Below are 21,780 nucleotides of genomic sequence, written 5' to 3'. Positions count from 1 at the left end.
CAGCCCGGTGTAAGTCGAAATTCCCATTCCGGGGTTCAAAGGCGCGAAAGAGGGGATTACGGCGCCCGAATGTCAGACTTAAGTGCTGGGGGCATTGCTTTCAGCAGCAGGAACTTTAATCTTAAAATTACGGTTGAGGATAAGCCTACCGCATCGTGCGAGAAACCAGGCACCCGGCCTCTTGGGGATTCGAATGAACCTTTCTTATTACTGGTATGAGACCGCGCATTGGCTGTTGAGCCCCGCTCGCGCGGCCTCCGATATTACAAAGCTCTTCTTTGAAGATCCTGGCAATCCTCTCACCGATACCGCCTATGGCAGGACGGTCACGGCGGCCTGCGAGCTTTTCGAGCGCACCACCCGCCGCTACGGCAAACCCGTTTTCGGTCTCGGCACCACCGTGATCGGCGCGGAGGAGGTGGCGGTCACCGAACGGATCGTCTGGTCGCGGTCGTTCTGCGACGTGATCGCCTTCGACAGGGACCATCCCCGCGCCGAGGCCCAGCCGAAGCTCCTCATTGTGGCGCCCATGTCCGGCCATTACGCCACGCTGCTGCGCGGCACGGTCGAGACCTTCCTGCCCACCCACCAGGTCATGATCACCGACTGGGTGGATGCCCGGCTGGTGCCCCTCGCCGAGGGCCGCTTCGACCTGGACGACTATATCGACTACCTGAGGGACATGTTCCGGGCCTTCGGGCCGGACCTGCATGTGATGGCCGTGTGCCAGCCGGCGGTCCCGGTCATCGCCGCCGTCGCCCGGATGGAGGCTGAGAACGACCCGGCCACGCCCCGCTCCATGATCCTCATGGGCGGCCCCATCGACACGCGCCGTTCGCCCACCGCCGTCAACGAGCTGGCTGAAAAGCGCGGCATCGAGTGGTTCCGGCAGCACTGCATCGCCAAGGTCCCCCCGGGCAATCCCGGCTTCTGGCGCGACGTTTACCCTGGCTTCCTGCAGCTCTCCGGCTTCATGGCCATGAATCTCGACCGCCACATGAACGCCCATTGGGAGATGTTCAACCATCTCGTGGAAGGGGACGGCGATTCGGCCGAGAAGCACCGGGATTTCTACGACGAGTATCTGGCCGTCATGGACCTGACCGCGGAATATTACCTCCAGACGGTCGACACGGTCTTCGTGAAGCACGAACTGCCGAAGGGCGAGATGATGCACCGGAACGAGCCGGTGGACCTTGCTGCGATCCGGCGCTGCGCCATCATGGCCATCGAAGGCGAACGGGACGACATCTCGGGCGTGGGCCAGACCAAGGCCGCCCTGGACTTGACCCCCAATCTGCCCTCGACCAAGAAGCTCTACCACCTGCAGCCTGGGGTCGGTCACTATGGCGTCTTCAACGGCTCTCGTTTCAGGGCTGAAATCGCTCCTCGAATCGTTGAATTCATTGAGAATTACGAGCGAGAACCAACCCGGAAGAAGCCGTCAAGAGCCGAACTTCGTTCCTGATAGGTTCTCGCCAGCGGCAAACGGCTGCGCTGACAAAATTCGTCCGGCGGGGCAGATTGCGGACATGAAATCCGCTCTGTTCCGCCGCGTTCCCGCGGATCCTCCCCATCTCAAGGTTTTCCACCAGGGCCATGCCTTCAAGGTGGCCCTGAAGCGTCGTCCCACGGCGAAGCGGATCACGCTGCGCGTCTCGAACGCGACCGGCGAAGTCGTTCTCACCATCCCCGAGCGGACGGATGTGGGCCTCGCCCAGAAATTCGCCGACAGCCACAGCCAGTGGATCGCCAGCCGAATCGCCAAGGTGCCCCAACGGGTGCTCTTCGAGCCCGGCTCCGTCGTGCCGCTGCGGGGCGTGCTCCACCGGATCGTCCATTGGTCCTCCATCCGCGGCGTGACCCAGGCCACCCGCAACAGCGCGGGCGAGCCGATCATCGCGGTGGCGGGCGAACCCGCCCATGTGGCCCGGCGGGTCCAGGATTTCCTGGAGGCGGAAGCAAAGCGCGACTTCGCTGCCGCCGTGAAGCGCCATACGGCCCAGCTCGGCGTGACCGCGAAGCGAATCACCGTGCGCGACACCAAGAGCCGTTGGGGCTCCTGTTCGGCCACCGGGGCGCTCAACTTCTCCTGGCGGCTCATCATGGCCCCGCCCTTCGTGCTGGATTACCTCGCCGCCCACGAGGTCGCGCATCTGCGCGAGCTCAACCATTCCCACCGCTTCTGGAAGCTCACCCACCAGCTCTGCCCGCGCACGAAAGAGGCGGAGGCCTGGCTCAAGACCTACGGCAGCGCCCTGCACCGGATCGGGTGAGAAGAACTTTTCCTTGTCATCCCCGGCGGCTCGAAGAGCCGGGAAGGGGATCCGCGGATCGATTCCCTTCCCCTCCGCTGCGCTCCGGCCGGGAATGACAGGGAGCGATGGGGCTCGCAGAAGGGTGACAGGCGCGGCTTTTCGGCCTACTCCCGGCCTGTCCCGTCATTCCTGCCCGTCGCGAACAGATGCTCAAGCCCGATACGCTGGCCCTCACGATCGTCCTGGCGCTGCTGACCGCGCTCGGTCCCCTGTCGACGGACATGTACCTGCCCTCGCTTCCCTCCATCGCGGCAGGGTTCGGGGCGACCACGGGGCAGGCGCAGCTCACGCTCTCGGCCTTCCTGCTCGGCTTCGCCGCCGGGCAGTTCTTCTACGGGCCCGTTTCGGACCGGATCGGCCGCAGGCCCGTGCTGCTGTTCGGGCTCGGCCTCTATGTCCTCGCGACGCTTGCCTGCGCGCTTGCGCCTTCCATCGAGGTGCTGATCGGCGCGCGCTTCCTGCAGGCCCTCGGGGCCTCCGGTCCCATCGTGCTCGGACGCGCCATCGTGCGCGACTTCTATGAGGGGCCGCGGGCAGGCAAGGAATTGTCGCGCATGGGAACGATCATGGGGGTCGTTCCCGCCATCGCTCCCCTGTTCGGCGGCGTGATCGCCCAGGTTTCGGGCTGGCGCGTGACCTTCGGGGTGATGATCCTGTGCGGATTGGCGCTGGCCGCCACCGTGTTCCTGCGCCTGCCGGAGAGCATCCGCCGAAAATCGAAGGAGCCGATCTCCTTCGTGGCGATTCTCAAGGGGTTCAGGTCCCTGCTCGGCCATGCGGGCTACCGGACCTATGTCAGCCTGTCCATGCTTGCCTATGGCGGTCTCTTCGCCTTCATCTCCGGCTCGTCCTTCGTGCTCCAGGGCCTCTACGGCCTGAGCGAACTCGCCTATGCCTTCTCCTTCAGCTTCGTGGTGGTGGGCTTCATCGGCGGCACCTATCTGGCGCAGCACCTCGTCGGGCGCTATGACCTCGACGACACCATCCGTTTCGGCGTCGCAAGCCTCGCCGCGGGCGGCGTCCTGATGCTGGTCCTGGTGGCCTCCGGAGCGCAGTCCTCGCTCGCCATTTCCGGGCCGATGGCGATCTACGGGCTCGGAGTCGGCCTCACCATGCCGCAATCCATGGCCTCGGCGCTGATGCCCTTCCCGGACCGGGCGGGCGCGGCGTCGTCGCTCCTGGGGATCTGCCAGATGACCTTCGCTGCCATCCTGGGCATCGTGCTGGGCCGGAATCTCGGCGGCTCCGCCCTGCCGCTGCCCGCCGCCATTGCCGTGACGGGCGTGCTGGCGCTCGCGGTGTCTCTCGGGACGGAGCGGGCGCGGCGGGCACCGGCCTGAGGGCTAGATTAGAGCGGGTTGCGATTCCACCGGAACGCAAACCGCTCTAGCCGGCTGCTGGTGTGCCGGCCAGAATATCCGTCGCCCTGTGCTCCTCCGAGACGCCGTCGGCGAAGATGACGTCGCCCCGCGAGTTCCCGGTGCGCAGGGGCAGGATCCGGCGATAGGCGGGGGAATCGTACCAGGCCCGGGCGCTCTCCCGGTCGGGAAATGCGATCACGATCAGGTCTCCCGACCAGGTCCCCTCGCGGACCTCGACAGGACCCCCATGGATCAGGAAGCGACCGCCGAAGGGCTCCAGCGTCTCGTTGATGCGCCGGAGGTATTCAACGATCTCCGGCCCCATGGCGACGTCGTGCAGATGGCCGATGGCATAGGCGGTCATGACAGGCTCCTTGCTTGAACAACGGGGCCAGCATGCCGCGCGGGAGGAGCCCTGGCCATAACCTCGGAGGTCATGGAAGCGGGCGCTGCCCCGCCCGCTCTTTTCCGCAAGAGGGCTCAGAGGCCGAAGAGCCGCTCCAGGAAGTTCTTCTCGCGGCTGCGGCGCTGGGGCTGCGGCGGGATCCAGGCGCTCTCGCGGGCATCGGCGCTCGCATAGCGCGGATCGTTCTCCATGCCCGCCACGGGCACGTCCGAGGGCGGCCGGAGGCGGTCGAGGCCGGGGAGCGGCACGGGCTGCTTGTCCTTCAGGGCCACCGCCATGAAGTTGCGCCAGACCTCCGTGGGCAGATTGCCGCCGGTGACGCGCTTGGTCAGCGTTCCGTCGTCGTTGCCGAGCCAGACGCCGGCCACGAGATTGCCGGTGAAGCCCACGAACCAGGCGTCCTTGTAGTCGTCGGTCGTTCCGGTCTTGCCGGCCATGGGCCAGCCGGGGATCTGCGCCTTCTGCCCGGTGCCGATGACGAAGACGTTGTGCATCATCTCGTTCATCATCGCGACCGCAGACGGGTCGATGACGCGGCCCAGGCCGCCGGTGTGCTGTCGCCGGTAGATCACCTGGCCATCCGTGGTCTTCACCTGCTCGATGACATAGGGAATGACACCGATGCCGCCATTGGCGAAGGCCGCATAGGCGCTCACCAGCTCGAGCGGCGTCACCTCGGAGGTGCCGAGGGCAAGCGAGCCGTTGGCCTGGAGCGGAGAGGAAATGCCGAGGCGCTGCGCGGTCTGCACCACGGCCTTCGGCCCCACCTCCATGTTGAGCTTCACCGCGATGGTGTTGAGGGAGAGCGCGAGGGAATCCCGCAAGGTGATCGCCCCGCGATACTTGCGGTCGTAGTTCTTGGGAGCCCAGCCCTTATAGGCGACGGGGGCGTCCTCCATGACCATGTTCGGCGTGTAGCCCCGCTCCATGGCGGCGAGATAGACGAAGGGCTTGAAGGCCGAGCCCGGCTGACGGCGGGCGACGGTGGCGCGGTTGAACTGGCTCGCCTCGTAGTTCCGGCCGCCGACCAGGGCCTTCAGCGCCCCGTCCGGCTGCATGGCGACGAAGGCGCCCTGGCTCACGTTGAACTTCTCGCCCTTCGCGTTGAGCTCCTCCACGAGGACAAGCTCGGCCGCGGCCTGCATTTTCGGTTCGAGGGTGGTGGTGACCACGATGTCCGATTCGATGGTGCCGACGAAATCGTCGAGCACATCCATCACGTAGTCGGCGGCGTAGTTGACGGAGCCGGCTCCCTTCGGGCGGACCGCTTCGGCCGGATCGCCGAGGGCGGTCTTCGTCATGCCCGGCGTGATGAAGCCGAGCTCGTTCATGGCCGCGATCACGAGTTCCGCCCGCGCCTGCGCGCGCTCCGGATTGCGGTTGGGTGCGAGACGCGACGGGGACTGGACGAGGCCCGCGAGAACGGCGGCTTCCGAGAGCGAGACGCTGCGGGCCGACTTGCCGTAGTAGCGCTGGGCGGCCGCTTCGACGCCGTAGGCGCCGGCGCCGAAATAGACTCGGTTGAGATAAAGCTCGAGAATCTGGTCCTTGGTGTAGTTGCGCTCGAGCCAGAGCGCCAGGATCGCCTCCTGGATCTTGCGCGAGGCGGTGCGCTCCTGGGTCAGGAAGAGGTTCTTCGCCAGCTGCTGCGTCAGGGTCGAGCCGCCCTGCAGTCCGCCGCTGTTGCTCAGGTTGCGGTAAACCGCGCGGGCGATGCCGATCGGGTCGATGCCGAAATGGTCGTAGAAGCGCCGGTCCTCGATGGCCACGAACGCTCTCGGGAGATAGGGCGGCAGCTCCTTCAGGGTGACCGTGCGCCCACCCGTCTCGCCCCGGTTGGCGAGGAGCGTGCCGTCGCTGGCCAGGATCGCGATGTTCGGCGGCCGCTTGGGCACCGTGAGCTGGTCGATGGGGGGAAGCTGCGAGGCGTAATAGGCGACCACGCCGCCGACGGCGATCACGCCCCAGAGGCCCAGCACCACGCCGGCATAGATCAGCTTGCCGAGGAAGGAACGGCCCTGCTTGCGCTTGCGCCCGCGGGATGGCGGCGAACGCCGCGGCGATCCTCCGTCTCCACTGCCTCGAGAACTGCGCCGCCGCCCCATATTGCCCCCTGCCCGATCCTCAGGCGAGAGGCTGAAATCCAGCGCTCCCGCATCGGCGGCGGGCGTATCGAAAACCGGCTCTCTGCGCCGGTCACGTCCGTTCGCCACGTCTTAAACCCCGCATTCGTCAGCCGGCTTTTTCCAGCCTTATCATGCTTGTGAAGCACTGTAATTATGGCGGTTTAAGGGGCAGTTAAACCTTGTAACTTGGCGGAACCGGCGATTCCGCCCCGCGTTCGCGTCCTTATGGATCCGTATATCGTCGTGCTCGCAGGCTTCGGGGCGGTCGTCTTGCTGACGGCTTGGCTTCCCATGCTGCTGCGGGAGCTGCCGCTCACCCTGCCGATCTTCTGCGTCGCGCTGGGAGCCGTCATCTTCTCGGTCCCCGCCGTGCCCGGCGTCGCGCCCCATCCCCAGGAGCATCTGGCGCTCACCGAGCGGCTGACGGAATTCGTAGTGATCATCGCGCTCATGGGCGCGGGGCTCAAGCTCGACCGGCCGCTGGCCTGGGTGAGCTGCATGCTGACGTGGCGTCTCCTGGGCTTTGCCATGCCGCTCACCATCGCCGTGCTGGCCGTGCTCGCCTATTTCCTGCTCGGCCTTGGCGCCGCCGGCGCGATTCTCCTGGCGGCGTCCCTCGCGCCCACCGATCCCGTGCTCGCCAGCGACGTCCAGGTCGGCCCGCCGGGCGAGGGGCTGGAGGACGAGGTGCGCTTCACCCTGACCTCCGAGGCCGGGCTCAATGACGGGCTCGCCTTTCCCTTCGTCAATCTCGCGGTCGCCATAGCGCTCGCATCCCAGACCGGTAAGACCTGGTTCGTGGAGTGGCTGACGGTCGATGTCTTCTGGAAGCTGGGAGCGGGCGTCGCGGTCGGCTGGGTCGTGGGCCGCATCCTCGGCTGGCTTACCTTCCGCCTGCCGAACCGGGCCAAGCTGTCCCGCACCGGCGACGGCTTCGTGGCGCTCGGCATCACCTGCCTCGCCTATGGACTGACCGAGATGGCGCATGGCTACGGCTTTCTCGCCGTCTTCGTGGCGGCTCTCGGCCTCAGGTCGGTGGAGCGCAACAACGAGTACCACGAAAAGCTGCACGATTTCGTCGAGCAGCTGGAGCGGGTCCTGATGATGGTGCTGCTCGTGATCTTCGGAGGCGCCATCGCCGATGGCGGTCTCCTGCGGGCCGTGAGCTTGGAGGTCGTCCTTTACGCTGTCCTTGCGATCTTCCTTGTGCGGCCCCTGATCGGGTGGCTCAGCCTTGTCGGCCGTCACCAGCGCTCCGACGAGAAGGCCGTCATCAGCTTCTTCGGCATCCGGGGTCTCGGCTCCGCCTATTACCTCGCCTATGGGCTCGGCCATGCGCCCTTCGATGAGGCCGATCTCCTCTGGAGCACGGCAGGCCTGATCATGCTGATTTCCATCGTCCTCCATGGAACGACCGTGACCCCCGTCATGCGCCGTCTCGACAGGAAAAGGCAGGAGCGCGGGCAGCCGGTCGACGAGTGGTGCCCTCCCGATCCCGATTCGTCCGAAGCTCCTGCTCCCGTATCGCCGCCCGAGCGGGTCTGAGGCCTATTCGGCCGCCAGCCGCAGCTCGCCCGTTTCCGGATCGGCCTTGGCGATGTGGTGAATGCGCCGAAGGTCTTCCACGAAGGCTTCGTAGGCTTCGCGCCGGGTCGTCTCGTCCGGCAGGCGGAGCAGGTAGGACGGATGGACGGTGATGTAGCCCGGCCAGTCGCCGAACCGCGCCAGGCCGCGCGAGCGGGAGATCGGCGTCGACTTGCCGGTGAGCGCGAGCAGGGCGGTTCCGCCCAGGGCCACCACGAGCTTCGGCCGCACCAGCTCGAGCTCCTTCATCAGCCATGGACGATAGTGCTTCACCTCGCCGGCGGTGGGCTTGGAGTGGATGCGCCGGTGGCCGCGCTGCTCGAATTTGAAGTGCTTCACCGCATTGGTGAGATAGGCCCTCTCGCGGCTGATCCCGACCTCTTCCATGGCCTTCGTCAGGAGCTTGCCCGCAGGCCCGACGAAAGGCCGTCCCTGCCGGTCCTCCTGGTCGCCGGGCTGCTCGCCGACAAAGGCGATCTCCGCATGAGCGGGACCTTCGCCGAAAACGGCTTGCGTCGCGCCGGGCACGAGCGGCCCGGCCTTCGCGATGACGGCGTTGAGCTCTTCGAGCGTCTTCGGCTCCTGATCCCACATGGCCTCGAGAGCGCGTTCGGGCGTGCGTTTCGCAGGCATGGTGGCCTCCTGTTCGATCATCCGGTCAACGCGCCGGGCGGCGGTTTGGATCAATCCCGGAATGGAGGCGGTTTCCGGCATGTTGCGCCAGTACTTTTTCGGCATCTCAGCGCGCATGGCCGTGGGGTTCACCCGCGCCGGGTTGAACACGCTCTCGTAATAGCCGCGCCAGCCTTCCTCGAATTCGTCTCCCTCCGGCGCATCCTCCCGCCGGGCCGGCGGGCCGAAGGTGAGCGCCGCGCGGTCCCAGCGCATCGAGCCGATGGGCGTCAGGATCGTCCAGTCGAGGGAGCGGAACCGGTCGATGAAGAACGGAGCCGCCGCTTCAAGGATGAAATGCTCCGGCTCGAACCAGGCGGCGAAACGCTCGGAGCCTTCGCCCCTCATCCGGCGGAAGCGCAGGAAGGCGTACATCTTGTGCAGGTCGCGCCGCACTGCGCGGGCCATGGAATCGATGCGGTGCACGAGCGGGTCGCTCGCAATTTCCAGCAGATCGCGCTCGCCGTTCAGCACGCGCCAGGCGAGTTGGTAGAGCAGCGCGTAGCGCTCGGGATCGCGGTGGCACACCACGAGCTCGATCAGCCGCGCCACCGCACGGGGCAGGGTGACGGGCGGAGCTTCCCCCACCGCATCCTCCCCGAAGAGGCCCGGCGCATCGCCGATGCTCCACACCACGTGCTGCGGCGCCAGCTCTTCCGCCATCAGCCACCGCACCGCCCGGCGAAAGCCGTCGAGATCCGCTCCGTCGCGAAGGGTGATGGGGTGGGGATTCATGCATGTCCTCCCGTCATGTGAACAGGCTCAGCTGCTCCGGCTTCTCAACCAGCCGTTCGCGCAGATCCTGGCGGTCGAGCCGGGCCTTCGGGTGGTGGTCGGCGGCGACAAGGAAGGGCTTCGCGCGCTTGAGGCCCGAGGTGAGGCGGGCCACGTCCTCCAGGCGCAAGGTGGTGTGCCGCCGCGCCACCACGATCTTGTCCACGGCGCGCGCGCCGAGGCCTGGAACCCGCAGCAGCATCTCGCGTTCGGCGCGGTTCACGTCGATGGGAAACAGGTGGCGGTTCTTGAGCGCCCAGGCGAGCTTCGGATCGACCTCGAGGTCGAGCATGCCCTTCTCGCCGCCTGACGCGATCTCGTCCACGTTGAAGCCGTAGAAGCGCAGCAGCCAGTCGGCCTGGTAGAGCCTGCTTTCCCGCAGCAAGGGCGGAGCCTTGAGGGGCAGGATGGCGCTGGAATCTGGAATCGGGCTGAAGGCCGAGTAATAGACCCGCCGCATGTCATAGTGGCCGTAAAGACGTGCGGAGGTACGCAGCACGTTCGCGTCCGTCGTCTCGTCCGCGCCGACGATCATCTGCGTCGTCTGGCCTGCGGGCGAGAAATGGCGGCGCTCAAGCTGAGCCTCCTCGATGCGCTCCGACATCTGCGCCATCGCGCTCTCAATGGAAGCGCCGTCCTTCTCGGGCGCCAGCCGCTCCAGGCTCCGTTCCGTCGGAAGCTCAAGATTGATGGAGAGACGGTCGGCCCAGAGCCCCGCCTCCTCGATCAGCCAGGGGCTCGCTTCGGGAATCGTCTTGAGATGGATATAGCCGTGAAAGCCGTGGTCGCGGCGCAGCTTCTTGGCGACCAGCAGCATCTGCTCCATCGTGTAATCCGGCGAGCGGATGATGCCGGAGGACAGAAACAGGCCCTCGATATAGTTGCGCTTGTAGAACTCGATGGTGAGCGTGACCACTTCGTCGACGGAAAACTTCGCCCGCTTCACGTTGGACGAACGCCGGTTCACGCAATACGCGCAGTCGAACAGGCAGTAATTGGTGAGCAGGATCTTGAGCAGCGACACGCAGCGCCCATCGGGCGTGTAGGCGTGGCAGATGCCCGTTCCCGTGGTGGAGCCCAGGCCTCCCGCATCGGCCTTGCGCCCCGGCGCGCCGGATGAGGCGCAGGAAGCGTCGTACTTGGCCGCGTCCGCCAGGATGCGCAGCTTCTTGAAGAGCTTTTCGTCCATGGGTCTTTCTATATTCGTTCGCTTTTTGTTCTAGCACGAAGGGTGCTGGCTGGCGAGGGCTCGCGAGAGGGACGGGAGGTCGCATGAAGAGTACGAAAACGCCCAAGCTTCGGGCAGGAAAGCCGGAAGCTTGTGCATGGAGGTCCACCTTGGCCCTTGCCGTGTCCTGCCGCAGCGGTAATCTCACCCGGGCGCACGATGCGCAGGCGACGACCAGACCGCATGATCCGAACTTTGCTCGACGGGCTCTACCTCGCTGCCGGCTATCTCGCGGGCATTTTCCTGATCGCGATCTTCCTCCTGATGATGAGCCTCTCGCTCGGGCGAGAGGTCGGGATCAACGTTCCCGCGGGCGACGATTTCGCCGCCTGGTCCATGGCGGCTCTCGCCTTCCTCGGGCTCGCCCACACCTTCCGGTCCGGCGACCTGATCCGGGTCGGCCTCCTGCTCGACCGGATGCCTGCCGCGCTGAGGCACGCGGTCGAGATCCTCTGCCTCCTGATCGGCGGGTCCGTGACCGCCTATTTCGCCTGGCATGCGGTGCGCATGACCTATGACAGCTGGCGCTTCAACGACATTTCGCAGGGCGTGGTCGCGGTGCCGCTCTGGATCCCGCAGCTCGGATATTCCGTCGGACTGACGATCCTCGCCGTCGCCTTCCTGGACGAACTCGTCCATGTCCTCGGAGGCCGCGAGCCCCGCTACGAAAAGCCGAAACCCGCCACGCCCGACGAGGTCGTGGAGCGTGCAGCCGAGGGCGGGATCTAGACCATGTTCGCCGATATCGGGCTCGTCCCCGTCGCCGCCATCCTCTTCGGGATTCTCGCCCTTCTCCTGGCGCTCGGAATCTGGATCGGCATCGCGCTCATCATCGTAGGCTTCGCTGCCATCGTCCTGGTCACGAACGTGCCCGTCGGCGCTGTTCTCGCGACGACCGTGTGGGCCAGCTCCGCCTCCTGGTCGCTCGCCGCGCTTCCGCTCTTCATCTGGATGGGCGAGATCCTCTTCCGCACGCGCCTCTCCGAGCAGATGTTCTTAGGGTTGGCCCCCTGGCTCAACTGGCTGCCCGGCCGGCTGCTCCATGTGAACGTGGTCGGCTGCGGCGTCTTCGCCGCCGTCTCCGGCTCGTCCGCCGCCACCTGCGCCACCATCGGCAAGATCGCCTTGCCGGAGCTTAAAAAACGCGGCTACGACGACATGATGAGCCTCGGCAGCCTTGCCGGCTCCGGCACGCTGGGCCTGCTCATCCCGCCCTCCATTCCCATGGTGGTCTATGCGATCGCGGCGAATGTCTCCGTGATCCAGGTCTTTCTCGCAGGGTTCCTGCCCGGCCTTCTCGTGATGGCGCTCTATTCCGGCTACATCCTGGTCTGGTCGCTTCTCAACCGGCACCGGTCGCCGAAGCCCGAGCCCCGCACGAGCCTCGGGTTCAAGCTGCGGCAGTCGGCGAAGCTCCTGCCGGTCCTCCTGCTGATCTTCCTCATCTTCGCGGCCCTGCTGCTCGGCTGGGCGACGGCGACCGAATGCGCCGCCTGGGGCGTCACCGGCGCGCTGATTCTCGCCTGGTGGTCCGGCACGCTCACCTGGGAGACTTTTCGCGAGAGCCTGCTGAGCGCGACGCGCCTGACCGCCACGATTATGCTGATCCTGGCGGGCGCCGCCTTCACCACAGCCGCCATGGCCTATACGGGCATTCCCGTGGCGCTCGCCTCCTGGGTCGAGACGCTTCAGCTCTCGCCTTACGTGCTGATCGCGGCGCTCACCGTCTTGTACATCTTCCTGGGCTGCCTCATCGACGGCATCTCCATGATCGTGCTCACGACGGTGGTGGTGCTGCCGATGATCAAGCAGGCCGGCTTCGACCTTATCTGGTTCGGCGTGTTCCTCATCGTCCTGGTGGAGATGGCGCAGATCACCCCGCCGGTCGGTTTCAATCTCTTCGTGCTGCAGAACATGAGCGGGCGGGACAGTTTCGCCGTCGCGAAGGCGGCGGTGCCGTTCTTCTTCCTGCTCGTGGCGGCGGTCGCCATCATCACGGCTTTTCCGGACATCGCGCTGTTCCTGCCGAGACTTGCGTTTCCGGAATAGGAAGTTCGTCAAAACTCAAAACAGGGAGAAGACCAATGAGACATTCGACACGCTACGGACTGGCGCTCGCGGGCGTACTGCTCATGAGCGCGCCGGCGCTGGCCCAGACCAAGTGGAACCTGCCCGCCGCCTATCCGTCCGACAACTTCCACACCGAGAACATCAGCCAGTTCGCCAAGGACGTGGAGGCTGCCACCAACGGCAAGCTGCAGATCACCGTCCACCCAAACGCCTCCCTCTTCAAGGCGCCGGAGATCAAGCGCGCCGTGCAGACGGGACAGGCCCAGGCCGGCGAGGTGCTGATGTCGCTGCACGAGAACGAGGACCCGGTCTACGGCCTCGACGTGGTGCCCTTCCTCGCCACCTCCTTCGACGAGTCGAAGAAGCTCTGGGACGTGCAGAGGCCTGCGGTCGAGAAGAAGCTCGCAAGCCAGGGCCTGATGCTTCTCTATGCGGTGCCGTGGCCGCCGCAGGGCATCTTCTCCAAGCAGGAGATCAACAAGGTCGAGGATCTGAAGGGCGTGAAGTGGCGCGCCTACAATCCCGGCACCGCCCGCATCGCCGAACTCGTCGGCGCGCAGCCGGTGACGGTCCAGGCGGCGGAGCTGCCGCAGGCCCTCGCCACCGGCGCGGTCACGACCTTCATGACCTCGGGCGCGACCGGCTACGACGCCAAGGTGTGGGAATCGCTCTCGAACTTCTACGACACGCAGGCCTGGCTGCCGAAGAACATGACCTTCGTGAACAAGGCCGCTTTCGACGCCCTCGACAAGCCGACCCAGGAGGCTGTGCTCAAGGCGGCGAAGGAGGCCGAGGAGCGCGGCTGGCAGACCGCCCAGGAGAAGACCAAGTGGTACCTGGAGCAGCTGGCCTCTAACGGCATGAAGGTGCAGCCTCCGAGCCCCGAGCTGAAGGCAGGCCTCCAGAAGGTCGGCGAGCAGCTCACGGCCGACTGGCTGAAGAAGGCCGGCTCCGACGGCCAGGCCGTCGTCGACGCCTATAAGAAGTCGATGTAAGGCTGGCATTCGCTCAAGCCGTCATCCCGGACGCCCGACGGTGTCCGGGATGACGGGCGAGCGCTACGCCAGCGTGAAGTCCATCGTGATGTCTGCGTTGAGCACTTTCGAAACCGGGCAGTTCTTCTCGGCGGCGCGGGCCAGTTCCTCGAACTTCGCGCGGTCGATGCCCGGAACGTTCGCATTGAGCGTCAGGGCCGAGCTCTTGATCGTGAAGCCTGCGCCCTCCTGCTCCAGGGACACGACGGCCTCGGTCGCGAGCTCCGTCGGAGTGAAGCCGGCATTCTGAAGCTGAAAGGCGAGCGCCATGGTGAAGCAGCCTGCATGGGCCGCCGCGATCAGCTCCTCGGGGTTCGTCCCCTTCTCGTTCTCGAAGCGGGTCTTGAAGGAGTAGGGCGTCGTCGACAGGACCCCGGAATCCGACGTCAGATGCCCCGTGCCGTCCTTGCCCGTGCCCTGCCAGACGGCCCTTGCCTTGCGCTTCATGATCATCTCCTCGCTGTGGTGACTGCGGGTCAAATAGGACGGACCGCACCGGGCTCCAGAGCAGCCTGTGCAAACCCGCTCGGCGCTTCCTGCGGACCTTGCTTTCCGGGGCGCCGCCTGACAGCCTGTCCGCACAACCCGGGTTTTCGATGACCAGTCCTCTGTTTTCCTCCGAAGGCATTCCGGTTCTGGAGACCGAACGCCTTGTGCTGCGCAGCCACCGGCTCGCCGATTTTCCCGAATGCGCCGCCATGTGGGGCAATCCCGAGGTGACGCAGTTCATCGGCGGCAAGCCCTCGACGGAGGAGGAGGTCTGGTCCCGGCTCCTGCGCTATGCCGGACACTGGGCGTTCCTCGGCTACGGCTACTGGGCCGTGGAGGAGAAGGCGACGGGGCGTTTCGTCGGCGAGGTCGGGTTCGCCGATTTCAAGCGGGACATCGAGCCCTCGCTCAAGGACGTTCCCGAGATCGGCTGGGTGCTTGCGCCCCATGGCCATGGCAAGGGCTATGCGACGGAGGCCGCGCGCGCGGCCGTCGCCTGGGGCGAGAGCCATTTCAGCACCGTGCGCACGGCCTGCATCATCGCGCCGGAGAACGCGCCCTCGATCCGCGTGGCGGAAAAATGCGGCTACCGGGAGTTCCGGCGCACGACCTACAAGGGCCAGCCGACGATCATGTTCGTGCGGGATGCGAACTAGGTCTCGTCCTCTTCCGCGTCGATGATCTTGCGCGCCACATCGAAGCGGAAGCCCGCGCGGGCCAAGGCCGCCAGATCCTTGTCGCGGTGGGGCGCGCGCTCGCCGGGCCGGAAGGGGCCGAGCCTGCGACGGCGGGCGAAGGCGCGGGCGGCCTGTTCCTCGTCGCCTTCCTCTCCCTCCAGCGCCTCCGCGATGGTGGCGCGGTCCACGCCCTTGGCGGAGAGCTTGGCCTGGATGGCCCGGGCCGAGCCGCCCCGGCGGCGCAGGGTGGCGATGCGGGCCTGCGCGTAGCGGGTGTCGTCGATGAGACCGCTGCGCAGGCTTTTCGCCACCACCTCGTCGATCAGCTCGTGGAACTCCGCCGGGTCCTCGTTGCGCAGGCGGCAGCGCTTGTCCACTTTCCGCCGCAGCACCCGGCGCAGGTTCTCGGCCGAGGAGGCGTAGCGTTCGAGATAGGCGAGCGCCGCCCGCTGCAGATAGGCGGACGTGACTTTGCGCGGAGGCTTCCGGACAGGCCTGTCGTCGCCTCCGTCCGTCATGCCTGTTCCGGTTCGTGCGGGAGCACCGTCTCTCCCGGCCTCTCAACCTGACCGCTCCGCTGCAGCTGCAGCGCCACGAACCAGCACAAAGCCGCCCAGGCCGCGCCGACGGACCAGCCGGCCAGAACGTCGCTCGGCCAGTGGACGCCGAGATAGACGCGGCTCGAGCCCACGAGCAGGGTCATGATGATGGCGAGAGTCAGAATGAAGGCCTTGATGCGCCGGCTCTTCTCGACGCGGACCAGCAGGGCTCCCAGGGTCAGGAAGGTGATGGCGGAGAGCATCGCATGGCCGCTTGGAAAGCTTGCCGTGTAGACCTGGGCCCCGTGCGGCACGAGATCCGGGCGCGGGCGCTCGAAGCCGAGCTTCAGCGCCGTCGAGAGAATCGTTCCGCCGACGATGGACACCGTGACGAGGAGCGCCGCTCCGCGCTTTCTCGCCATGAGGAGATAGGTGATCGCCACGAGCGTCACGATACCCAGGACGGCGAAGCCGCCGAGTCCCGTGATGTCGCGCGCCGATTCTTCCAGCCAGCCCGGACCGACCGGATCGGCGAGGTTCTGCGGGTCGCGCAGCGCCAGCAGGATCGCGTTGTCGAAGGCGTGGGTCTCCCCCTCCACGACCTCATCGGCGAGCTCGACGAATCCCCAGGCGAAGAAACCGCAGGCGGCCACCGAGATCAGCGGGCCGATTTCGTTCAGACGCAGGCGACGGGAGAGGTGGGCGGCGGGGGCGAGGAGAGCTTTCATGGATGCAAGAGATAGAGGAGCGGTTCGAGTCTGGCGAGAGCGGCGGTGCCGATCGATCTCCCGTTGCGGATGCGAGCTCAGATCTCCAGTCGCTTTCTCCATCCCCTCGGCGCTTCGATGTCGGAAAGGCCCAGCCACTCGGCCATCAGGCGGAGCTCCGCTCCGAGCGCCGGCGCGATCTCCTCGGGAGACACGAAGGCCTCCGGGTGGATCGAATGGACGAGAAGGCGATCCTGCGCGCGGTCCGCCTTGAGGTCGAGCCGCGCGACGATCCGGTCGCCGAGGAGGAAGGGCAGGCAGTAATAGCCGTATTCCCGTTTCTCGGCGGGAGTGTAGATCTCGATCCGGTAGCGGAAGTCGAACAGGCGCTCCGTGCGGGTGCGCTCCCAGACGATGGGATCGAAGGGCGAGACGAGGGCCCGCGCCTCGACCCGGCGGGGCATGCGGGCCTCGGGGTCGAGATAAACCGGCCCGCTCCAGCCCTCGACCGCGACAGGGATGAGGTCGCCGGATTCCACCAATTCGGGAATCCGCGCCTTCGCATCCGCCGCCTCGAGGCGGAAATAGTCGCGCAGGCAGCGTTCGCTGGCGATGCCCAGGGAACGGATGGAGAGCCTTAGAAGCTCACGCTGCGCCTCGTCCTCAGGCGGCGTCGGCCGGTTCAGGATCTCGGAGGGCAGCGCCCGCTCGGGGAGGTCGTAGATGCGCTCGAAGCCGCGGCGCGTGGCGGTGGTGACCTCGCCCGCCCAGAACAGCCATTCGAGCGCCCGCTTACCGTCGCTCCAGCCCCACCAGGAGCCCTGTCCCTTGCCGCCGGAGGACAGATCGCCCGCGCCCATCGGCCCGCGGGTTTCGATCTCCCGGCGCACCTCCTCGATGAAGGCGCGCTTCTCGGAGCCGAAGCGGGCGAGCCCACCATAGATGCCCTCGCCCCTGGCCGCGCGCGCCATGCGCCAGCGGAAGAGCGGGTGAAGGTCGAGGCGGATCAGCGAGGCCTCGTGGCCCCAATATTCGAAGGCGTTGCGCCTGCGCCGGTGATAGGCGTTCTTTTCGAGAAGCGCGCGCTCGTAGGCCCCGATCCGCGAGAAGAGCGGCATGTAATGGGCCCGCACCAGCACGTTGACCGAATCGATCTGGAGCAGGTGCGAGCGCTGCAGCACGCGGTTCAGGTGCCGCGCCGTCGGAGCCTCGGGCCGGTCTTCATGAAAGCCCTGGGCTGCAAGCGCGATGCGCCGGGCCTGGGGCAGGGAGAGCTTGGTGCGGGGTGCCATGCGTGAACAATACCGGAACACAAAGAGCTAGCGCCAGATCGCCCCCTCTGGCAACCCGCTTCGGAATCATCATCCCCAGCGCGGTACCGTTCGCACCCGGGCGCATGGCTGCCCTGCGCCCGGCGTCAAGACAAAGTTGCTCCTCGCTCGTTATGAGACGGGCCGGAACACGATGGACGCGATGGATCAGTCGACGAACGAGAGCCTGCGGGCCGACTCCAAACCTGCCTTAACGCACGCTGAAATCCGCAACATCATCATCGGCATCATGCTGGCGATGCTGCTGGCGGCGCTCGACCAGACCATCATCGCCACGGCGCTTCCGACCATCGGCCGCGAACTCGGGGACCTGGAGCACCTGCCCTGGGTGGTGACGGTCTACCTCCTCACCTCGACCGCCGTGACGCCGCTCTACGGCAAGTTCAGCGACAGCCATGGGCGGCGCATCACCATGCTCATCGGCATCGTGATCTTCATCATCGGCTCCATCGCCTGCGCCGTCGCGCCGACCATGCTGATCCTGATCCTGGCCCGCGGCCTGCAGGGGCTCGGCGGCGGCGGGCTCATCGCGCTCGGCCAGACGATCGTGGCCGATCTCGTCGCGCCGCGGGAGCGCGCGAAGTACCAGGTCTATTTCGCGAGCGTCTTCATGGCCTCGAGCCTGCTCGGGCCCGTGCTCGGCGGCTTCTTCGCGGAGCACCTGCACTGGTCGGTGATCTTCTGGATCAACCTGCCGCTGGGCCTCGTCGCCCTGTTCATCACCTTTCATGGCCTGAAGAAACTCCCGCGCTTCGACCGGCCGCACCGGCTCGATCTGCTGGGGGCGCTGCTGCTCGTCTCCGCAACCGTCTCCCTGCTTCTGGGCCTCAGCTGGGGCGGGCTGCGCTATCCCTGGTTCTCGCTGCCGATATTCGGGCTCTGCGCGGCATCGCTCGTGCTCTGGGGCTTCTTCGCCATGCGTATGAAGCTCGCGCCGGAGCCGCTGATCCCGCCGGGCGTGCTGCACAACCCGGTGGTGCGCATGGGGGTGCTGTCCGCCTGCTTCGGCATGGGCACCTATATCGGCCTCACCATCTACCTGCCGGTTTATTTCGAGGCGGTGCGCGGGCTCTCGGCCAGCGAATCGGGCCTGGCGCTCATTCCCCTCATGGTCGGCACCGTCTGCGGCGCGACCCTGTCGGGCCGCACCATGGCGAAGGTGAAGCACTACAAGACCCTGCCGGTCGCAGGGCTGCTCGTGGCCATGGTCGCGACGGGGCTGCTCGCCGCCTTCGCCGGGGCGCTGCCCCTTGCGGGCGTGGAGGCCCTGCTCGCCGTCATCAGCATCGGGCTCGGCACGCTGCTTCCCGTCTCGACGGTGGCGATCCAGAACGCGGTCGCCCTGCACGAGCTGGGAACGGCGACGGGCACGGCCAATTTCTTCCGCTCCCTCGGCGGCGCCTTCATCGTGGCGATCTTCGGAGCCATCGTGCTCGGCGGCTCCGGCATGGGCGGGGCTGCAAGCTTCGAGACCCTGGCGGCGACCGCAGCCCAGAGCGGCGTCGATCTCGTCGACATCTTCCGCTGGGTTTTCGCGGCGGCCGCCTTCGGCTTCGGGCTGGCGCTCGTCTTCCTCATCGCCATGGAGGAGCGGCCCCTGCGCGGCGGCGCCGTGAAGGCCGCGGAGGCGGCCATCGCGGATTGAGAATCGTTGGTCGAGCCTCTGGCGGAAGCGCATGCCCGACTGCGCCAGGGCCTCGAACGGAGCCCGGACAGGTTCACGACAGGAGCGGCGGCGCTATATTCCGGCCATGACCTCGCAGCCCCTGACGCTCCGCCGCCTCGCTCCCGCGGATGTGACGCTGCTCCGCAGGCTCAATGCCTTGTTCGGTGACGCCTTGGCCGAGCCTGAGACTTACGGGGCCGTGCCGCCGGACGACGCCTATCTCAAGGATCTGCTTGCGAAGGAGCATGTCGTCGCGCTCGTCGCTCTGGCGGACGAGGATGTGGTGGGCGGGCTCGTCGCCTACGAACTCGACAAGTTCGAGCGGGCCCGGCGCGAAGTCTATATCTACGACCTCGCCGTGGCCGAGGCGCATCGGCGACGGGGCGTCGCGACCGCCCTCATCGGGCGCCTGCGCGAGCTCGCCGCCCGGCGCGGCGCCTGGGTGGTCTATGTCCAGGCGGATCACGGCGACGAACCGGCCATTGCGCTCTACGCAAAGCTCGGCACCCGCGAGGAGGTCCTGCATTTCGACATTGCGGTCGAGCCGCGTTGGGGGGACTGACGGGGCCGGGCTCCAGGCCTTATCGTCTGCGAATCAGGATCCAGAGGGCGGAGAGCACAATCGCCACGATCAGGGCGATCCCGACGGCGGAGAAGAGCGCCTCGGCCCGGGAGGCTCCGGCCGGCGGGAGCATCACCCCGTTGCCGTTCTCCTCGGTGGCCGGCCGCCTTCCTGCCGCCTCGAGGCCAAGGTCCCGCCCGATCCCCGCCGGTACGGGAATGGACTCGGGGATTCGCCCTTTGAAGAGATCGAGCGGCATCGCTCCTGCCCTTCCGCCCTCTACCAACGGTTCCGGTCATGTGCAGGTTTCGGCCCTCCTGCGGCTTCATGCCTGGGGATAGCGGGGAGGATTGCGGAGCCCGTGGCACTTTCGCGAGCTTTGCCGTGTTAGGAGCCTAGAGCATCGTGCGGAAAAGTGGATCCGGTTTTCCGCACACCAACGATGCTCTCATCATAAGAGAAAGCATCGGATGGGATCCCAAAAGTGCAAGTCCACTTTTGGGTCCGATGCTTTAGCCGGTTCGAAAACCCGTATGAGGGAGGCTGATGAAGGCTGGCATCGACATGGGAGTGGTCTCCTCCGCCCCCGGAGGACAGGCGGCTCTGCTCGATCTCGAGGAGCTTCTGGCGACGCGTCTGCTCGTCCAGGGCAATTCCGGCTCGGGCAAGTCCCATCTCCTGCGCCGCCTTCTCGAGCAGAGCGCGTCCCTGGTCCAGCAGGCGGTGATCGACCCGGAGGGCGATTTCGTCACGCTGGCCGACAAGTTCGGCCATGTGGTAGTGGACGCCTCCCGCTCCGAAGGCGACATCCAGCGCATCGCCGCCCGCGTGCGCCAGCACCGGGTCTCGGTGGTCCTGAGCCTGGAGGGGCTCGACGCGGAGGCGCAGATGCGCTGCGCGGCGGCCTTCCTCGGCGGCCTCTTCGACGCCGACCGCGACTACTGGTATCCCATGCTCGTGGTGGTGGACGAGGCGCAGCTCTTTGCGCCTGCCGCCGCGGGCGAGGTCTCGGACGAGGCGCGAAAGGTCTCGCTCGGGGCCATGACGAACCTCATGTGCCGCGGCCGCAAGCGCGGCCTTGCCGGCATCATCGCGACCCAGCGCCTCGCCAAGCTCGCCAAGAACGTGGCGGCGGAAGCCTCCAATTTCCTCATGGGCCGCACCTTCCTCGACATCGACATGGCCCGCGCCGCCGACCTTCTGGGCATGGAGCGCCGCCAGGCCGAGATGTTCCGCGATCTCGAGCGCGGGCATTTCGTAGCCCTCGGGCCCGCGCTCTCGCGCCGCCCGCTCCCCATCCGCATCGGCGCGGTGGAAACCTCCACCCGCACGGGCACCTTCAAGCTCATGCCGCTGCCCGAGCAACCCAAGGAGGATGCGCGCGACCTCATCTTCAAGGCGGGCGAGGACGAGGTCGCGGCCCGTCCGGCCATGCCGCGCCGCGCCCCTCCGCCGCCCGCGCCCTCCACCAACGATCTCCTGGCCCAGCTCGCCCGCACCAAGGCCGCCGCCGCGCCGGAGCCTCAAGGCCCCGAGGTCACGGAGGAGACAAAGGCCGAGCGCGAGGCGGCGCTCGACGCCATCCTGCGCGAGATTCTGGACGATCCCGAGGCCGCCTTCCGTACGGTGGCGGTGCTCTATCAGGATTTTCTGGTGCGCTGCCGCATCCGCCGCGTCTCCGGCAAGCCCCTGAACCTGCCCGCCTTCCGCCGCCGCCTGGCGGTGGCGCGCGCCGGCGTCGACACGGCCCGGGCCGAGGGCACCGAATGGGACCGCGCGGTCGCCTTCGCGGCGGATCTGGAGGAGGACATCCAGGGCGTCTACCTGCTCATCGCCCGCGCAGCGATGGAGGGCGCGCCCTGTCCGCCCGACGGCGAGATCGCGCGGGCCTGCGGCAGCCGCTCGCCGGGCCGGGCGCGGCGCCTCATCGCCTATATGGAAACCCGCAACATCGTCGTGACCCGCAACGACCCGCGCGGCTTGCGCATCATCGCGCTCCCCGATCTCGGCTGGGAAACCGGCCCGGGCGACCCGAACGCCTTCGAGGAACCGCCCGCGGGCGAGGGGCGGGACCTGTTTGCGATGGGGTAAAGGCCGAACCCTCCACGCTACAACCCGGCCCAGTGCATGAACTTTGGGATTGTGGTGTGTCGCCTTACGAGCCTGGAATACGAACATTGGCTCAGGCCCAACAGCACTGCCCCGGGGGGTGGCCCGGGGCAGGTTGCGGAGGTTT

The 21,780-nt window shown here is 66.9% G+C and carries 20 protein-coding genes; 11 read left to right on the top strand and 9 right to left on the bottom strand.

Translation table 11 applies throughout. From position 1 onward, the window contains the following. The first annotated feature begins 193 nt into the window (after window positions 1–193). The 3 genes from LG661_RS14055 to LG661_RS14045 all read left to right on the top strand — a co-directional run bounded on the left by LG661_RS14055 (window position 194) and on the right by LG661_RS14045 (window position 3,658). Window positions 194–1,468, top strand: a complete 1,275-nt coding sequence (locus LG661_RS14055) for a polyhydroxyalkanoate depolymerase (protein ID WP_230532527.1) — start codon at window positions 194–196, stop codon at window positions 1,466–1,468. Window positions 1,469–1,532: 64 nt separating this feature from the next. After that, entirely contained in the window at window positions 1,533–2,276 is a 744-nt protein-coding gene (locus LG661_RS14050; protein WP_230532526.1) for a M48 family metallopeptidase, read from the top strand. Between the two features lie 188 nt (window positions 2,277–2,464). Continuing rightward, window positions 2,465–3,658: a multidrug effflux MFS transporter gene (locus LG661_RS14045; RefSeq protein ID WP_230532525.1), complete on the top strand. Its 1,194-nt coding sequence runs from the start codon at window positions 2,465–2,467 to the stop codon at window positions 3,656–3,658. A gap of 46 nt (window positions 3,659–3,704) precedes the next feature. On the opposite strand, the gene LG661_RS14040 is transcribed toward LG661_RS14045, so the two are convergent. After that, window positions 3,705–4,043 carry a DUF1330 domain-containing protein gene (locus LG661_RS14040; RefSeq protein ID WP_230532524.1) on the bottom strand — a complete coding sequence of 113 codons (339 nt, stop codon included), beginning with the start codon at window positions 4,041–4,043 and terminating at the stop codon, window positions 3,705–3,707. A gap of 116 nt (window positions 4,044–4,159) precedes the next feature. After that, the gene (locus LG661_RS14035; RefSeq protein WP_230532523.1) at window positions 4,160–6,298 is read right to left on the bottom strand and encodes a transglycosylase domain-containing protein; all 2,139 of its coding nucleotides are present in this window, start codon (window positions 6,296–6,298) and stop codon (window positions 4,160–4,162) included. 138 nt (window positions 6,299–6,436) lie between these two features. On the opposite strand from LG661_RS14035, the gene LG661_RS14030 reads away from it, so the two are divergent. Then, on the top strand, window positions 6,437–7,756 hold the full coding sequence (locus tag LG661_RS14030; RefSeq protein WP_230532522.1) for a cation:proton antiporter: 1,320 nt from the start codon (window positions 6,437–6,439) through the stop codon (window positions 7,754–7,756). Between the two features lie 3 nt (window positions 7,757–7,759). On the opposite strand, the gene LG661_RS14025 is transcribed toward LG661_RS14030, so the two are convergent. Together LG661_RS14025 and LG661_RS14020 are read right to left on the bottom strand one after the other, a co-directional pair. Next, on the bottom strand, window positions 7,760–9,202 hold the full coding sequence (locus tag LG661_RS14025) for a UdgX family uracil-DNA binding protein (protein ID WP_230532521.1): 1,443 nt from the start codon (window positions 9,200–9,202) through the stop codon (window positions 7,760–7,762). A gap of 13 nt (window positions 9,203–9,215) precedes the next feature. Then, the gene (locus tag LG661_RS14020) at window positions 9,216–10,430 is read right to left on the bottom strand and encodes a putative DNA modification/repair radical SAM protein (RefSeq protein WP_230532520.1); all 1,215 of its coding nucleotides are present in this window, start codon (window positions 10,428–10,430) and stop codon (window positions 9,216–9,218) included. A 222-nt stretch (window positions 10,431–10,652) separates the two neighbouring features. Here LG661_RS14020 and LG661_RS14015 point away from each other — a divergent pair, with 222 nt between their 5' ends. Genes LG661_RS14015 through LG661_RS14005 form a run of 3 tightly spaced genes read left to right on the top strand, consistent with a single transcriptional unit; the run spans window position 10,653 to window position 13,534 of the window. Then, entirely contained in the window at window positions 10,653–11,198 is a 546-nt protein-coding gene (locus LG661_RS14015; RefSeq protein WP_230532519.1) for a TRAP transporter small permease, read from the top strand. A gap of 3 nt (window positions 11,199–11,201) precedes the next feature. Further along, a complete protein-coding gene (locus tag LG661_RS14010) occupies window positions 11,202–12,518 on the top strand; it encodes a TRAP transporter large permease (protein WP_230532518.1) in 1,317 nt (438 codons plus the stop codon). Between the two features lie 35 nt (window positions 12,519–12,553). Continuing rightward, window positions 12,554–13,534 (top strand): TRAP transporter substrate-binding protein, encoded by a 981-nt coding sequence (locus tag LG661_RS14005; protein ID WP_230532517.1) that lies wholly within the window; start codon window positions 12,554–12,556, stop codon window positions 13,532–13,534. Window positions 13,535–13,597: 63 nt separating this feature from the next. Here the strand turns inward: LG661_RS14005 and LG661_RS14000 are convergent, their stop codons facing one another. Then, window positions 13,598–14,020 (bottom strand): OsmC family protein, encoded by a 423-nt coding sequence (locus tag LG661_RS14000; RefSeq protein ID WP_322098872.1) that lies wholly within the window; start codon window positions 14,018–14,020, stop codon window positions 13,598–13,600. Between the two features lie 149 nt (window positions 14,021–14,169). On the opposite strand from LG661_RS14000, the gene LG661_RS13995 reads away from it, so the two are divergent. Beyond that, window positions 14,170–14,718, top strand: a complete 549-nt coding sequence (locus LG661_RS13995; protein WP_230532516.1) for a GNAT family N-acetyltransferase — start codon at window positions 14,170–14,172, stop codon at window positions 14,716–14,718. On the opposite strand, the gene LG661_RS13990 is transcribed toward LG661_RS13995, so the two are convergent. The 3 genes from LG661_RS13990 to LG661_RS13980 all read right to left on the bottom strand — a co-directional run bounded on the left by LG661_RS13990 (window position 14,715) and on the right by LG661_RS13980 (window position 17,277). Then, window positions 14,715–15,257, bottom strand: a complete 543-nt coding sequence (locus LG661_RS13990; RefSeq protein ID WP_230532515.1) for a regulatory protein RecX — start codon at window positions 15,255–15,257, stop codon at window positions 14,715–14,717. The two genes, LG661_RS13995 and LG661_RS13990, sit on opposite strands and share 4 nt — an antisense overlap. Continuing rightward, the gene (locus tag LG661_RS13985) at window positions 15,254–16,006 is read right to left on the bottom strand and encodes a phosphatase PAP2 family protein (RefSeq protein WP_230532514.1); all 753 of its coding nucleotides are present in this window, start codon (window positions 16,004–16,006) and stop codon (window positions 15,254–15,256) included. Before LG661_RS13985 ends, LG661_RS13990 begins: the two co-directional genes overlap by 4 nt. Before the next feature lie 77 nt (window positions 16,007–16,083). Then, window positions 16,084–17,277, bottom strand: coding sequence for a winged helix-turn-helix domain-containing protein (locus LG661_RS13980; RefSeq protein ID WP_230532513.1), 1,194 nt, complete (start codon window positions 17,275–17,277; stop codon window positions 16,084–16,086). A 172-nt stretch (window positions 17,278–17,449) separates the two neighbouring features. Between LG661_RS13980 and LG661_RS13975 the strand changes: the two genes are divergently transcribed. Next, the gene (locus LG661_RS13975; protein WP_407666714.1) at window positions 17,450–18,961 is read left to right on the top strand and encodes an MDR family MFS transporter; all 1,512 of its coding nucleotides are present in this window, start codon (window positions 17,450–17,452) and stop codon (window positions 18,959–18,961) included. 106 nt (window positions 18,962–19,067) lie between these two features. Then, window positions 19,068–19,544: an AAC(3)-I family aminoglycoside N-acetyltransferase gene (locus tag LG661_RS13970; protein ID WP_230532566.1), complete on the top strand. Its 477-nt coding sequence runs from the start codon at window positions 19,068–19,070 to the stop codon at window positions 19,542–19,544. A 19-nt stretch (window positions 19,545–19,563) separates the two neighbouring features. Here the strand turns inward: LG661_RS13970 and LG661_RS13965 are convergent, their stop codons facing one another. Beyond that, the gene (locus tag LG661_RS13965; RefSeq protein WP_230532511.1) at window positions 19,564–19,803 is read right to left on the bottom strand and encodes a hypothetical protein; all 240 of its coding nucleotides are present in this window, start codon (window positions 19,801–19,803) and stop codon (window positions 19,564–19,566) included. 287 nt (window positions 19,804–20,090) lie between these two features. On the opposite strand from LG661_RS13965, the gene LG661_RS13960 reads away from it, so the two are divergent. Further along, window positions 20,091–21,635 carry a helicase HerA domain-containing protein gene (locus tag LG661_RS13960; protein WP_230532510.1) on the top strand — a complete coding sequence of 515 codons (1,545 nt, stop codon included), beginning with the start codon at window positions 20,091–20,093 and terminating at the stop codon, window positions 21,633–21,635. Window positions 21,636–21,780 lie beyond the last annotated feature (145 nt).

The sequence above is a fragment of the Microvirga roseola genome, from assembly GCF_020866965.1.
Classification (GTDB): Bacteria; Pseudomonadota; Alphaproteobacteria; order Rhizobiales; family Beijerinckiaceae; genus Microvirga; species Microvirga roseola.
This window is presented reverse-complemented; position numbering and strand designations above follow the sequence as displayed.

What these genes read in the sequence shown, in the direction of transcription:
- LG661_RS14055 (WP_230532527.1), top strand. Translation starts at nt 194, where the DNA reads ATGAACCTTTCTTATTACTGGTATGAGACCGCGCATTGGCTGTTGAGC.
- LG661_RS14050 (WP_230532526.1), top strand. Translation starts at nt 1,533, where the DNA reads ATGAAATCCGCTCTGTTCCGCCGCGTTCCCGCGGATCCTCCCCATCTC.
- LG661_RS14045 (WP_230532525.1), top strand. Translation starts at nt 2,465, where the DNA reads ATGCTCAAGCCCGATACGCTGGCCCTCACGATCGTCCTGGCGCTGCTG.
- LG661_RS14040 (WP_230532524.1), bottom strand. Translation starts at nt 4,043, where the DNA reads ATGACCGCCTATGCCATCGGCCATCTGCACGACGTCGCCATGGGGCCG.
- LG661_RS14030 (WP_230532522.1), top strand. Translation starts at nt 6,437, where the DNA reads ATGGATCCGTATATCGTCGTGCTCGCAGGCTTCGGGGCGGTCGTCTTG.
- LG661_RS14025 (WP_230532521.1), bottom strand. Translation starts at nt 9,202, where the DNA reads ATGAATCCCCACCCCATCACCCTTCGCGACGGAGCGGATCTCGACGGC.
- LG661_RS14020 (WP_230532520.1), bottom strand. Translation starts at nt 10,430, where the DNA reads ATGGACGAAAAGCTCTTCAAGAAGCTGCGCATCCTGGCGGACGCGGCC.
- LG661_RS14015 (WP_230532519.1), top strand. Translation starts at nt 10,653, where the DNA reads ATGATCCGAACTTTGCTCGACGGGCTCTACCTCGCTGCCGGCTATCTC.
- LG661_RS14010 (WP_230532518.1), top strand. Translation starts at nt 11,202, where the DNA reads ATGTTCGCCGATATCGGGCTCGTCCCCGTCGCCGCCATCCTCTTCGGG.
- LG661_RS14005 (WP_230532517.1), top strand. Translation starts at nt 12,554, where the DNA reads ATGAGACATTCGACACGCTACGGACTGGCGCTCGCGGGCGTACTGCTC.
- LG661_RS14000 (WP_322098872.1), bottom strand. Translation starts at nt 14,020, where the DNA reads ATGAAGCGCAAGGCAAGGGCCGTCTGGCAGGGCACGGGCAAGGACGGC.
- LG661_RS13995 (WP_230532516.1), top strand. Translation starts at nt 14,170, where the DNA reads ATGACCAGTCCTCTGTTTTCCTCCGAAGGCATTCCGGTTCTGGAGACC.
- LG661_RS13990 (WP_230532515.1), bottom strand. Translation starts at nt 15,257, where the DNA reads ATGACGGACGGAGGCGACGACAGGCCTGTCCGGAAGCCTCCGCGCAAA.
- LG661_RS13985 (WP_230532514.1), bottom strand. Translation starts at nt 16,006, where the DNA reads ATGAAAGCTCTCCTCGCCCCCGCCGCCCACCTCTCCCGTCGCCTGCGT.
- LG661_RS13980 (WP_230532513.1), bottom strand. Translation starts at nt 17,277, where the DNA reads ATGGCACCCCGCACCAAGCTCTCCCTGCCCCAGGCCCGGCGCATCGCG.
- LG661_RS13975 (WP_407666714.1), top strand. Translation starts at nt 17,450, where the DNA reads ATGGACGCGATGGATCAGTCGACGAACGAGAGCCTGCGGGCCGACTCC.
- LG661_RS13970 (WP_230532566.1), top strand. Translation starts at nt 19,068, where the DNA reads ATGACCTCGCAGCCCCTGACGCTCCGCCGCCTCGCTCCCGCGGATGTG.
- LG661_RS13965 (WP_230532511.1), bottom strand. Translation starts at nt 19,803, where the DNA reads ATGCCGCTCGATCTCTTCAAAGGGCGAATCCCCGAGTCCATTCCCGTA.
- LG661_RS13960 (WP_230532510.1), top strand. Translation starts at nt 20,091, where the DNA reads ATGAAGGCTGGCATCGACATGGGAGTGGTCTCCTCCGCCCCCGGAGGA.